The sequence below is a fragment of the Amycolatopsis sp. NBC_00438 genome (assembly GCF_036026695.1).
In the GTDB taxonomy this organism is placed as follows: domain Bacteria; phylum Actinomycetota; class Actinomycetes; order Mycobacteriales; family Pseudonocardiaceae; genus Amycolatopsis.
This window is the reverse complement of sequence record NZ_CP107923.1, coordinates 6,110,374-6,122,668: the sequence shown is the minus strand read 5'-3', so window position 1 is coordinate 6,122,668 and position 12,295 is coordinate 6,110,374. Positions and strand designations below refer to the sequence as shown.

Below are 12,295 nucleotides of genomic sequence, written 5' to 3'. Positions count from 1 at the left end.
ACCGCGACGAAGGGAAGGCCGAAGATGCTGACCGTGACCGAAGCCGCTGCCGAGGCGATCACCGCTCTGACCAGCCAAGGCGAAGGGGAAGCCGGGCTCCGCCTGGCGGTCCAGAACGCCGAGGGCGAAAGCGCCCAGCTGGCCTTGTCCGTGGCGCCGGAGCCCGCGGAGGGTGACAGCGTGCTCGGCGCCGACGAGGGACCGAAGGTGTTCCTCGAGCCCCAAGCAGCGGCGCTGCTGGACGACAAGGTGCTCGACGTCCAAGAGGACGATGCCGGCGGCGTGGCGTTCGCCGTGCTGCCGCAGCACACGAGCTGACCGCGGCGGACGGGCCTTTCTCTTTGGGTGTGGAAGGCCCGTCCGCCCGCTCTACCGCTTTCGCCAGGCACTGACGAGCACCGCCGCCCGCACCCGCAGCAGCTCGGCCGCGTTCGCCCGCGCATGGTCCAGGGACTCCGCGTGGTCGATGAGCGCACTGCTCGCGATGACGCCCAAGCCCGCCAGCCCGGCCTCGTCCAGCTGGATCCGCCCCGCCAGCGCCATCAGCGGCACTCCGCGCGGCCGGGCGCGTGCCGCGATCCCGGCCGGGGCCTTGCCGTGGAGACTCTGCTCGTCGAGCGATCCTTCACCCGTGATGACGAGGTCCGCGCCGTCGAGCGCCGCGTCCACCCCGGTCAGCCCGGCGATCAGGTCGAACCCGGACTCCACCGTCGCGCCGAGGCCCGCGATCGCGCCCGCCGCGACCCCGCCGCCCGCTCCCGCGCCTGGTACCCGTGACACGTCCGGGGCACCGCCGACCTGCAGGGCGTGCGCCCACCGGCCCAGCGCCGCGTCGAGCGCCGCCACTTCCTCGGGCCCCGCGCCCTTCTGCGGCCCGAACACCGCGGCCGCGCCGTCCGGGCCGAGCAGCGGGTTCGTCACGTCGGTCGCGACCGCGACGCTCACCCCCGCCAGCCGCTCGCGCACCGGCGTCAGCTCGGTCGACGCGACCCGTGACAGTGTGCCGCCGCCGAGGCCGACCGGGGCACCGAACGCGTCGAGCACGCCGGCGCCGAGCGCGCTCAGCATGCCGGCGCCGCCGTCGGTGCTGGCCGTGCCGCCGACGGTGAGGACGAGCCGGCGGGCGCCGTGCACCAGCGCGTCCACGAGCAGCTCGCCGACGCCCCAGGTGTGTGCGGCCAGCGCGGTTTCCGGGCTGGGCTCGACGAACTCGATGCCGCACGCGCGCGCCGATTCGACGTACGCGGTGCCGTCCAGCACGGCGTACCGCGCGTGGACCGCTTCTTCGAGCGGACCGCGGACCGTCAGCCGGACGATCCGGGCGCCCGCGGCTTCGAGCACGTCGAGGGTGCCCTCCCCGCCGTCGGCGACGGGGCAGGTGACGATGTCGGCGTCCGGCAGCGCGTCCCGCACGCCGAGCGCGATGGCCTCCGCGGCCTCGACCGCGGTGAGACTGCCCTTGAACTTGTCCGGCGCGATGACGACACGGGTCACGGCTTCACCTCCGTCAGCGGGGGACGCCCGGCGAGCACCGCCGCGACGTTGCGGGCCGCCAGCACGGCCATCGCGGTGCGGGTCTCGAGCGTGGCCGACCCGAGGTGCGGGCTGAGCACGACGTCGTCCCGGCCGAGCAGCCGCGGTTCGACATCGGGTTCGTGCTCGAACACGTCGAGCGCGGCGCCGGCGATCTCCCCGGCCTCGAGGGCGTCCGCGAGGGCCGCTTCGTCGACGACCGGGCCGCGGGTCGTGTTCACCAGGTAGGCGCCGGGTTTCATGGCGCGCAACGCGGCGGCGTCGATCAGGTGCCGCGTCTCCGGCGTCAGCGGGCAGTGCAGCGAGACGACGTCCGAGCGGTCCAGAAGCTCTTCGAAGGAAACGAATCCGTCCCCGCGGTTCGACCGTCCCGTGTAGACGATCGACATGCCGAACGCCTCGGCGCGTTTCGCTACCGCCCGGCCGATCTCGCCGAGCCCGACGATGCCGAGGGTCTTGCCCTGCAGGCCCGAGCCGAGCAGGAACCCGAGGTGGAACGACCACGGCGTGCGCGAGCGCAGCAGCCGCTCGCCTTCGCCGAGGCGCCGCGTGATCGCGAGCAGCAGGCCGAACGCGAGGTCGGCGGTGGCGTCGGTGAGCACCCCCGGGGTGTTGGTGACGACGACGCCGCGTTCGGCCAGAGCCGGGACGTCGACGTTGTCGTAGCCGACCGCGACGTTCGCGACCACCTTGAGATCGGGCCCCGCGGCGTCGGCGAGCGCGCCGTCGAGCCGGTCGTGCAGCATCCCGACCACCGCCGCCGCGCCCGCCGCGAACTCGTGCAGCTCGGCCGTTGTCAGCGGCCGTTCGGCGGGCGACACCGTCACGTCGCCCGCCTCGGCCAGGACCTTCACCGCGTCGTCGGGAATCCACCGGGTCACCACGATCTTGGGCACCCGGACAGCTTAGCCGCGCTGGACCGCCCCGAGGACGATCTCCGACTGCGCCGCCGCGCCCGCGCCGTTGGGGTGGAAGGGGAACGCGAGCAGCAGCGGGTTGCTCGTCGAGATCGGGATCAGGCCCTCGGCGTAGCGCACGGTGGGCGCCTGGCACGCGTCGTGCCCGACGGTCGGGGAGTAGGCGTCGGCGAGTTCGGCGCCGTTGGCCGCGGCGACCCGCGCGAGCATCGCGTTCATCTGGAGGAACTTCGCCTGCAGGTAGGCGATGTCGCCGTCGGCGATCGGGATCACCGGCCAGCAGCCCTTGCCGCTCGCGGGCAGCCCGGCGAGGTAGTTCACCAGCAGGACCCGCGCGTGCGGCGAGCGCTCGTGGATCCCCTGCAACGCGCTCGCGACCTTGGGCTCGCTCGCGTTGACCGCGTTTTCCAGCTGGTCGACGCCGCCCGCGGTGAACTTCGCCTTGCACGTGCTCACCGGCAGGAGGTTGAGGCACTTCGTCACGGCCGAGGCGAGTCCGATGTCGTTGCCGCCGATGCCCACCGTGACCAGGTCGGTGGTCGGGGTGAGCCGGTCGAACTGCGGCGGGTTCGTCCCGCCCAGCGGCAGCTTCTGCGGCTGCGTGAAGTCGGTCGTCGTCGCACCGCCGCAGCTGGCGTCGCGGAAGGTCTCGACCCCGAGCGCGCCGGCGACCTCGTGCGGATAGTCCGAAGTGGACTGTGCGCAGTCGAGCGGCGTGAACTGGGTGGCGGGCGGGAGGGTGACGAAGACGTCGGCGGTCCAGGAGTCACCCAGCGCCACGTATTCGTGGTAGGTGGTGCTCGCCGACGCCGGGGCGGCGAGCGCGAGCGCGGCGATCGCGGGCACGGCGAGAAGGGTGGACAAACGCCTGCGCATGCTGCCTCCGTTGGCGAGCGGCGAAGTGAAGGACTTTCACATTCAGCGTGCGACTGGTGAAAAGTCAATCCCGCTCACCCGTTCTGGTGAGGCCGGTCGGCGTGGGTAGTCAAACCCTGGTCAGCCGCACCACCGCGCTCGCGTAGCCGCTCCCCGGCAGTTCGACGTCGAGCCCGTGACTCAGCAGCACCGCGCCGTGGTGCACGATGCCGTCCTGATCCCGGTACCGCGCCGCCGGGTCCAGCCCGGGCAGGCGCGGCGGGGTGAACGGGCGCGCGAACTCCGTCGGCCGCCGCCGGAAGATCACCACGACGTCGCCGCCCAGCACGTACTGCACGGCGGTCAGCGCCGAACGCGCCGGATCTCCCAGCCGGTGCAGTTCACCGTGCTGCACCACCGGCCGGATCTCCTTGTACAGCGCCACGAGTGACGTCGCCTCTTCGAGTTCGGCGGCACTCCGGCGAGGCAGGTCCCCGCCCGGGCCGAGCACACCCGTCATCGCGACGTGGAACCGGAAGCGCAGCGGCGCCTCCCGGCCGGTGGTCGGGTTAGGGCTGTCGGTGACCCAGGCCGCCATCGTGCCGGGCGGGTAGAGCTGGCCGTACCCGTGCTGGATGGTGATCCGGTCGGCCGCGTCGGTGTTGTCCGACGCCCAGATCTCGTCGGTGCGCGCCAGGATCCCCAGGTCGGTGCGGCCGCCACCGCCCGCACAGCCCTGGATCCGCAGGTCCGGGTGATCGGCCCGCAGCCGGTCGAAGATCGTGTGAACGGCTCGGACGTGGTCGACCCACAGCCGCCCCGGATCGTCGCTCGACGGCCAGCCGGCCTCGGTGAAGGCGCGGTTCATGTCCCACTTGAGGTAGTCGATCCCGTGCTCGCCGACCAGCCGGTCGAGCCACTGGTACGCCCAGTCCGCGACGTCCGGGCGGGCGAAGTTGAGCACGCGCTGGTTGCGCAACGTCGTGCGCGTGCGGTGCGCCATGTGCAGCACCCAGTCCGGGTGCTCGCGGTAGAGGTCGCTGTCCAGGGCGACCATCTCCGGCTCGACCCACAGCCCGAACTTCATCCCGTGCGCGTGCACGGCGTCGACCAGTGGCCGCAGTCCGGCGGGGAAGCGCTGCTCGTCGGCGGTCCAGTCGCCGAGCCCGGCGGTGTCGCCGGTGCGCGCGCCGAACCAGCCGTCGTCCATCACGAACAGCTCGGCACCGAGTTTCGCCGCGGCCACGGCGAGGTGCGTTTCCGTCTGCTCGTCGACATCCCAGCCGGTCGCTTCCCAGGAGTTGTAGACGATCGGCCGCAGCTCGCCCGGGTGTGACTGGACGAACTCGCGGACGTAGGAGTGCCGGCGCCGGCTCGTGCCGCCGAAGCCGTCGGCCGTGTAGAGGGGACTTTCCTCGCGTGGCCGCGCGAGGAAAGTCCCCTTCGTCGTGCGTGCGTCATCCATTGGGTGGAAGACGTCTGGTCGGGGCCGCGGCCGTCGTGCTATGTTCGGTTTCAGAACGAGTGTGCGTGATGCGAACAGTTTGGGGAGTGTGATGGCGGAGCTGCTGTCGCTGGAGGAGGCCGTGGGCCGCCTGGTGCACGACGGGGACACCGTCGCGCTCGAGGGCTTCACGCACCTCATCCCGGTCGCGGCCGGGCAGGAGATCATCCGCCAGCGGCGGCGTGGCCTCACGCTGGTGCGGATGACCCCGGACATCGTGTACGACCAGCTCATCGGCGCCGGCTGCGCGAGCAAGCTGATCTTCTCGTGGGGCGGCAACCCCGGAGTGGGCTCACTGCACCGCTTCCGTGACGCCGTCCAGCACGACTGGCCGGTGCCCCTGGCGATCGAGGAACACAGCCACGCGGGCATGGCGAACCGCTACGTCGCGGGCGCGTCGGGCCTCCCGTTCGCGGTCCTGCGCGGCTACACCGGCACGGATCTCCCCGCGCAGACGGACACGATCAAGCCGATCACGTGCCCGTTCACCGGCGAGCGGCTGACGGCGGTGCCGGCCCTGAACCCGGACGTCACGATCGTCCACGCCCAGCGAGCGGACCGCGCGGGCAACGTCCAGATGTGGGGCATCACCGGCGTCCAGAAGGAAGCGGTCCTGGCGGCCAAGCGCTCACTGGTGACGGTGGAGGAGATCGTCGACACCCTGGAACCCCGCCCCGGCGCGGTCATCCTCCCGGGCTGGGTGGTCACCGCGGTGTCGGAGGTCCCCGGCGGCGCCAAGCCGTCCTACGCGGCGGGCTACTACGAGCGCGACAACGCGGCATACCAGGCCTGGGACGAAGTGGGCCGTGACCGCGAGGCGTTCACGAAGTGGCTGAACGACCTCACCGGGGTCAAGGCATGACCCCCACCCCGGCCGTTCGCGGAAGCCGCCGCCCACAGCCCTTCCTGACGAGCCCGGCAGCCCACGGCCCCGTTGACCTGACCCTCACCCCGCTGAGCGGTCTCGCCTGGCGCACCCCGGCCGCCCTGATGCACTCGGCAACCACCGCCCCCGCCCGCACAGCTCCAATCCGGGCCGGCTGGTACGCACCCGCCTCCCTCGCGCGATCCGCGACCACCACCCGCGCCCGCGCAACCCCCACTCCACCCGGCGGGCGCGCCCCGGCCTTCCCCGCGCAGCCGGCAACCCCCGCCCGCACGACCCCAAGCCGGGTCCGCGGCCAGGAGGTCGCTGCCTCCTTCCCCGAGGCGGCGCCCACCCCGGTCCCCACCGCCCCGGACCCCGGCGACACCCGCACAACCGCGGAGGCGAAGGCATGACCACCGACTACACCGCTGACGAGATGATGAGCGTCGCGGCCGCCCGCGCCCTCGGCGACGGCATGTCCTGCTTCGTCGGCATCGGCCTGCCGAGCAAGGCGGCCAACCTGGCCCGCCGCACCCACGCCCCGGACCTGACCTTGATCTACGAGTCCGGCTGCCTCGGCGCGAAGCCGTCCCGCCTCCCGCTGTCCATCGGCGACGGCGAGCTGGCCGACACCTCCGACGCCGTGGTCAGCGTCCCCGAGGTGTTCAACTACTGGCTCCAGCCCGGCCGCATCGACGTCGGCTTCCTCGGCGCCGCCCAGCTGGACAAGTTCGGCAACATCAACACCACGGTGATCGGCTCGGACTACCACGACCCGAAGGTCCGCCTGCCCGGCGCGGGCGGCGCCCCGGAGATCGCCGCGTCCTGCCGCGAGGTGTTCGTCGTGCTCCGCCAGAGCCCCCGCGCGTTCGTCGAGAAGGTCGACTTCGTGACGTCCTTCGGCCACGGCACCGGCAAGGGCGACCGCGAACGCCTCGGCCTGCCCGGCCGGGGCCCGACCCTGGTGGTCACCGACCTCGGCCTGATGCGCCCCGACCCGGAGACGGCTGAGCTCACCCTCACCGAACTCCACCCGGGCGTCGAACTGGAGCGCGCGGTGGCGGCGACCGGGTGGACACTGAGGGTCGCGGACGACCTCAAGGTCACCCCCGCGCCCACCGAAGAGGAGCTGGCCGTGCTGCGAGACCTCGAAAAGGCAAGCAAGTGACCCGGAAGGCCACCGCATGACCGACGTCTACGTCCTCGACGCGCTCCGCACCCCGTTCGGCCGCTACGGCGGCGCGCTGGCCGGCGTCCGGCCGGACGACCTCGCCGCGACCGCGCTCCGGGCCATCCAGTCCCGCAACGACCTCGATCCGTCCACTGTGGACGAAGTCACGCTCGGCGACGCGAACGGGGCGGGGGAGGACAACCGCAACGTCGCCCGGATGGCCACTCTGCTCGCGGGCTGGCCGACGAGCATCCCCGGCAACACGGTCAACCGGCTCTGCGGTTCCGGCCTCGACGCGGTGATGCAGGCCAGCCGGTCCATCCAGGTCGGCGACGCGTCCCTGGTGGTCGCCGGCGGCGTCGAGTCGATGACCCGCTCACCGCTGGTGATGCCCAAGCCGGAGAAGGCCTTCCCGGCGGGCAACCAGACCCTCTACAACACCGCGCTGGGCTGGCGCATGGTCAACCCGGCGATGCCGGGGCACTGGACGATCTCCCTCGGCGAGTCCACCGAGAAGCTCGCCGAGCGGTACGGCATCGGCCGAGACGAGCAGGACGCCTTCGCGGCGCGCAGTCACGTCAACGCCGCCAAGGCGTGGGACGAGGGCTTCTACGACGACCTGGTCGTCCCGGTCGACGGCGTGGACCTGGCCCGCGACGAGAGCATCCGCCCGGACTCCAGCCCGGAGAAGCTGGCGAAGCTCAAGCCCGCGTTCCGCAAGGAGAACGGCACCGTCACGGCGGGCAACGCGTCGCCCCTGAACGACGGCGCCTCGGCTCTGCTGCTGGGTGACGAAGCGGCGGCGAGCCGGCTCGGCCGGGCGCCGCTCGCCCGCATCGCCGGCCGCGGCGCGGCGGGGGTCGACCCGGACGTCTTCGGCATCGGCCCGGTGCGCGCGGCCGAGATCGCGTTGGAGCGCGCCGGCATCGGCTGGGACGACCTGGCCGCGGTGGAGCTGAACGAGGCCTTCGCCGCGCAGTCCCTCGCCTGCCTGCGCGACTGGCCGAAGCTCGACCCCGAGATCGTCAACACCCACGGCGGCGCGATCGCCATCGGCCACCCGCTCGGCGCGTCCGGTGGCCGCATCCTCGGCACCCTGGCGCACGACCTGCACCGCCGCGGCGGTGGCTGGGGACTCGCCGCCATCTGCATCGGCGTCGGCCAAGGCCTGGCCGTCGTCCTCGAAGGCCGGTAAGGGAGGCACCATGGCTGCACCGACCGAACTCAAGCTGCCGCGCTACGGGCCGGACCCCGAAGGCACGCATCCGCCGCTGGGCTTCACCGGCTACCGGTCCACGGCTTTGCGCTACCCGCAACAACCTCTGGTGCTGCTCCCGCAGATGCTGACCGAGGTCACCGGCCCGCTGCTCGGGCCCGGCCGCCTCGGCGAGCACGACAGCGACCTCACCCGCCAGCATGCTGAGGAGCCGCAAGGTCAGCGGATCATCGTCACCGGCCGGCTCCTCGACGGTGACGGCCGGCCGGTGCGCGACTCGTTGATCGAGATCTGGCAGGCGAACGCGGGCGGCCGCTACCGGCACACCGGCGACCGCTGGCCGTCCCCACTCGACCCGAACTTCGACGGCGTCGGGCGCGCCCTGACCGACAGCGACGGGCGCTACACCTTCACCACCGTCAAGCCCGGCGCGTACCCGTGGAAGAACCACGACAACGCCTGGCGCCCCGCGCACATCCACTTCTCGGTGTTCGGCTCCGCGTTCACGCAGCGGCTCGTCACCCAGATGTACTTCCCGGACGACCCGCTGTTCTCCCAGGACCCGATCTTCAACTCGATCCCGGACGAGAAGGCCCGGCAGCGCATGGTTTCCCGGTACGACCACGGGATCACGCAGTCGGAGTGGGCGCTCGGCTACCAGTTCGACATCGTGCTGCGCGGGCGCGAAGCATCGGTGTTCGAAGAGGAAGAAGAGGACGAGGACTGATGCCCGAGCTGCTGCCGACCCCCTCGCAGACCGTCGGCCCGTATCTGTCGATCGGCCTGCCCTGGCCCGACGGCCCCTACGTCGTCCCGGAGGGCACCCCCGGCGCGATCTGGATCCGCGGCACGGTGCGCGACGGCGCCGGCGACCCGGTCCCGGACGCCATGATCGAGACCTGGCAGGCCGACCCCGAAGGCGGCTTCCACCACCCCGACGACCCGCGCGGCGAGGCGTCCGGCGAGTTCCGCGCCTTCGGCCGGTGCCCGACGGAAACCGACGGCACGTACGGGATCCTGACCCTGCTGCCGGGTGTGCTGCCCGGCGGAGGCGGCACCACGCAGGCGCGGCACATCGACGTTTCGGTGTTCGCGCGCGGCCTGCTCAACCGGGTCGTCACGCGGATCTACTTCGAGGACCAGGACAACGCGGAAGACCCGACACTGGCGACGGTGCCGGAGGATCGGCAGGGCACCCTGATCGCCGCGAAGACCGCGGACGGCTACCGCTTCGACGTGCGTCTCCAAGGCGACGGTGAGACGGTGTTCTTCGCGATATGAACGGAGATGGGAACGTGAGCGCGGTACCGGTGCACCGGGTCGTCGAAGGCCCTGAAGACGGGCCGGTGGTGGTGTTCGCCGGTTCGCTGGGCAGCGACCTCCGGATGTGGGAGCCCCAGGTGGTGCCGTTGCTGGAGCGCGGCTTCCGCGTGGTGCGGTACGACACGCGCGGCCACGGCGCGTCGCCGGTGCCGCCCGGCCCGTACGACCTCGACGATCTCGGCGCCGACTTCCTCGCGCTGCTGGACGACCTCGACGTCGCGAAGGCGCACCTCGTGGGGCTCTCGCTCGGCGGGATGGCCGGCATGTGGCTCGGTGTCCACGCGCCCGACCGGATCGCGAGCCTGGTGCTCTGCTGCACGTCCGCCAAGCTCGGCCCGCCCCGGATGTGGGCGGACCGCGCCCGGAGGGTCCGCGCGGAGGGCACCGCGGCCGTGGCCGGCGCGGGTGTCGGCCGGTGGCTGACGCCCGCGTACCTCGAACGGCACCCGGACCGCGCCGCGTTCCTGCGCTCGATGATCTCCGAGGTCCCGGCCGAGGGCTACGCGGCCTGCTGTGGCGCGATCGAGCGGATGGACCTGCTCGACGTGCTGCCGAAGATCACCGCCCCCACCCTGGTCATCGCCGGCGCCGACGACCCGGCCACCCCGCCGGAGGAGCACTCCCGCCCGATCGCCGACGGCATCCCCGGCGCGCGGCTCGAGGTCGTCGCGAACGCCGCGCACCTGGGCAACTACGAGCAGCCCGAGGAGTTCACCAGACTGATCCTCGGGCACCTGGAGGCACTGTGACCAACCGCCACGAGCAGGGCATGAAGGTGCGCCGCGAGGTGCTGGGCGATGAGCACGTCGATCGCGCGGTCGCGGGCACGACCGAGTTCAGCCGCCCGTTCCAGGACTACATCACCGAGGGCGCGTGGGGCACGGTCTGGTCCCGCGACGGCCTGGACCGGCGGACCCGCAGCTGCGTCACGCTGGCGGCCCTCACGGCGTTGCACGCGCACAACGAGCTGCCGATGCACGTCCGCGCCGCGATCCGCAACGGCCTCACCGCGGCCGAGATCGGCGAGGTCCTGCTCCACACCGCCGTCTACGCCGGCGCCCCGGCGGCGAACGCGGCGTTCGCCATCGCCCAGCGCACCCTGGCCGAGCTCGGCGAGCCGAGCGCCCTGCCCGCCGACGCCGGATAGGGTCTCGGAATGGACGCGAGTCGGCCCCCCTTCGAAGTCGAACTGGACGGCGAGCCGGCTCACCGTGGTGCCCACCACGTGCAGTCGCTGGAGCGCGGGCTGGCCGTCATCAAGGCGTTCCACGCGGGCGCGGCCGAGCTGACCCTGAGCGACGTCGCCCGCGCGACGGGCCTGACCCGCGCCGCGGCGCGCCGTTTCCTGCTGACGCTGACCGACCTCGGTTACGTCCGCACGGACGGCAAGTACTTCTCGCTCACCGCCCGCGTCCTGGAGCTGGGGTACTCGTACCTGTCGAGCATGACGCTGCCCGAGGTCGCCCAGCCCCACCTCGAGCACCTCTCGGCCGACGTCCACGAGTCGAGCTCGGTCTCGGTGCTGGAAGGCACCGACATCGTCTACGTGGCGCGGGTGGCGGTCTCCCGGATCATGACGGTGAGCATCAACGTGGGAACCCGGTTCCCGGCGTACGCGACGTCGATGGGGCACGTCCTCCTGACCGGCCTCAGCGCCGCGGAGCTGGAGGCGTACTTCGTCGTCGCGAGGCTGGACCGTCTCACCGACCGCACGGTCACCGCGCCCGACAGCCTGCGCACCGAGCTGACGAGGGTCGGGGAGCAGGGCTGGGCCATGGTCGACCAGGAGCTGGAGGAGGGTCTCCGCTCGGTGGCGGCCCCGATCCACGACCGCCGGGGCAAGGTGGTCGCGGCGGTGAACCTGTCGACGCACGCGAGCCGCACGACGGCCGAGTCGGTGGAGCGCGAGCTGGTCCCGCCGCTGCTGGCCACGGCCCGGGCGATCGAGTCGGACCTGTCGGCAGGTGCGCCGGGCCGGGCCCATGGTTGAGCCGGCCGCCGGCCTCCTGCTGGCCGCGGGCGCGGGCCGCCGTTTCGGCGGCCCGAAAGCTCTGGCCGACCTGAACGGTGAACCCCTCGTCCGGCGGGCACTGCGGGTCATGGAGGAAGCGGGCTGCACCCCGATCCGGGTAGTCCTGGGTGCGGCGGCCGACGAGGTCCGCGCGCTGCTCCCGGACCCCGGCCTGGCGGTGGTGGCCGAAGACTGGGCAACCGGCATGGGCGCCTCCCTACGCGCCGGCCTGGCGGCACTGACGACCACTCCCGGCCCGACCGCGGCCCTGGTCCACCTGGTCGACCTCCCCTGGGTAGGCCCCGAAATCCTCACCCGGGTAGCGGCCCACGCAAGCGTGAACGCGGTCGCCCGAGCGGCGTACGAGGGAGTCCCCGGCCACCCGGTCCTGCTGGGCCGCGACTGGTGGCCGGAAATAGCTCGGACGGCCCGGGGAGACCACGGCGCCCGAGACTGGCTGGCCACCCGCGAAGACCTGAAGCTGATCGAGTGCGCAGACCTGGGCAGCGGCCGCGACGTAGACCACCGAGCAGACCTACCGACCTAACCCCCCCTTCGCGCCCCACCACCCGCACAGCGATGCCACCCCAACCCCGCCACTTTCATACCGAAAGATGCGTCTCCGGGGGCTGAAGCGGCACTTTCCCTAGGAAAGATGCGAGGTTGTGGAGGGATTTCGGGGGATGTGGACAAGTAGGCGGGGCGGGCCGCGCCGATGCCCGGCCCGGCGCGGCCCGGCCCGGCCCGGCCCGGCCCGGCACGACCTACCCGGGCTTGTCGAGCGCACTGCCCCATTCTCGTGTCGCCGATGGGCGGACGGCCGCCCGCACGTCGTGAGCGACCGTGCCGCCTGCATGTCACCTGCGGCCGCACGGTCGCTCGCACGCCACGTGCGGC

At 72.6% G+C, this 12,295-nt stretch carries 13 protein-coding genes and 1 pseudogene; 10 read left to right on the top strand and 4 right to left on the bottom strand.

Going from position 1 to position 12,295, the window contains the following annotated elements; genetic code table 11:
- Window positions 1–24: 24 nt before the first annotated feature.
- Window positions 25–318 (top strand): iron-sulfur cluster biosynthesis family protein, encoded by a 294-nt coding sequence (locus OG494_RS27225; protein WP_328443344.1) that lies wholly within the window; start codon window positions 25–27, stop codon window positions 316–318.
- 51 nt (window positions 319–369) lie between these two features.
- Here the strand turns inward: OG494_RS27225 and OG494_RS27220 are convergent, their stop codons facing one another.
- The 4 genes and pseudogenes from OG494_RS27220 to OG494_RS27205 form a co-directional block, all read right to left on the bottom strand.
- The gene (locus tag OG494_RS27220) at window positions 370–1,494 is read right to left on the bottom strand and encodes a glycerate kinase (protein ID WP_328443342.1); all 1,125 of its coding nucleotides are present in this window, start codon (window positions 1,492–1,494) and stop codon (window positions 370–372) included.
- Window positions 1,491–2,429 (bottom strand): 2-hydroxyacid dehydrogenase, encoded by a 939-nt coding sequence (locus OG494_RS27215; RefSeq protein WP_328443340.1) that lies wholly within the window; start codon window positions 2,427–2,429, stop codon window positions 1,491–1,493. Before OG494_RS27215 ends, OG494_RS27220 begins: the two co-directional genes overlap by 4 nt.
- A gap of 9 nt (window positions 2,430–2,438) precedes the next feature.
- On the bottom strand, window positions 2,439–3,326 hold the full coding sequence (locus OG494_RS27210) for an SGNH/GDSL hydrolase family protein (RefSeq protein WP_328443338.1): 888 nt from the start codon (window positions 3,324–3,326) through the stop codon (window positions 2,439–2,441).
- Between the two features lie 109 nt (window positions 3,327–3,435).
- A pseudogene (locus tag OG494_RS27205) lies at window positions 3,436–4,710 on the bottom strand (alpha-galactosidase); the annotation flags it as partial.
- Between the two features lie 151 nt (window positions 4,711–4,861).
- On the opposite strand from OG494_RS27205, the gene OG494_RS27200 reads away from it, so the two are divergent.
- The 9 genes from OG494_RS27200 to OG494_RS27160 all read left to right on the top strand — a co-directional run bounded on the left by OG494_RS27200 (window position 4,862) and on the right by OG494_RS27160 (window position 11,945).
- Window positions 4,862–5,671: a CoA transferase subunit A gene (locus OG494_RS27200; RefSeq protein ID WP_328443336.1), complete on the top strand. Its 810-nt coding sequence runs from the start codon at window positions 4,862–4,864 to the stop codon at window positions 5,669–5,671.
- 415 nt (window positions 5,672–6,086) lie between these two features.
- Entirely contained in the window at window positions 6,087–6,845 is a 759-nt protein-coding gene (locus tag OG494_RS27195) for a CoA-transferase subunit beta (protein WP_328443334.1), read from the top strand.
- 16 nt (window positions 6,846–6,861) lie between these two features.
- On the top strand, window positions 6,862–8,043 hold the full coding sequence (locus OG494_RS27190) for a thiolase family protein (protein WP_328443332.1): 1,182 nt from the start codon (window positions 6,862–6,864) through the stop codon (window positions 8,041–8,043).
- 10 nt (window positions 8,044–8,053) lie between these two features.
- Window positions 8,054–8,791, top strand: coding sequence for a protocatechuate 3,4-dioxygenase subunit beta (pcaH, locus tag OG494_RS27185; RefSeq protein WP_328443330.1), 738 nt, complete (start codon window positions 8,054–8,056; stop codon window positions 8,789–8,791).
- Complete coding sequence (gene pcaG, locus OG494_RS27180) at window positions 8,791–9,345, top strand: protocatechuate 3,4-dioxygenase subunit alpha (RefSeq protein WP_328443329.1); 555 nt, start codon at window positions 8,791–8,793, stop codon at window positions 9,343–9,345. Before pcaH ends, pcaG begins: the two co-directional genes overlap by 1 nt.
- 14 nt (window positions 9,346–9,359) lie before the next feature.
- The gene (gene pcaD, locus OG494_RS27175; RefSeq protein ID WP_328443328.1) at window positions 9,360–10,136 is read left to right on the top strand and encodes a 3-oxoadipate enol-lactonase; all 777 of its coding nucleotides are present in this window, start codon (window positions 9,360–9,362) and stop codon (window positions 10,134–10,136) included.
- Complete coding sequence (gene pcaC, locus OG494_RS27170) at window positions 10,133–10,534, top strand: 4-carboxymuconolactone decarboxylase (RefSeq protein WP_328443327.1); 402 nt, start codon at window positions 10,133–10,135, stop codon at window positions 10,532–10,534. The genes pcaD and pcaC overlap by 4 nt, the downstream gene beginning before the upstream one ends.
- Window positions 10,535–10,543: 9 nt before the next feature.
- Entirely contained in the window at window positions 10,544–11,377 is an 834-nt protein-coding gene (locus tag OG494_RS27165) for an IclR family transcriptional regulator domain-containing protein (protein ID WP_328443326.1), read from the top strand.
- Entirely contained in the window at window positions 11,370–11,945 is a 576-nt protein-coding gene (locus OG494_RS27160) for a nucleotidyltransferase family protein (RefSeq protein WP_328443325.1), read from the top strand. Before OG494_RS27165 ends, OG494_RS27160 begins: the two co-directional genes overlap by 8 nt.
- The last annotated feature ends 350 nt before the right edge of the window (window positions 11,946–12,295 follow it).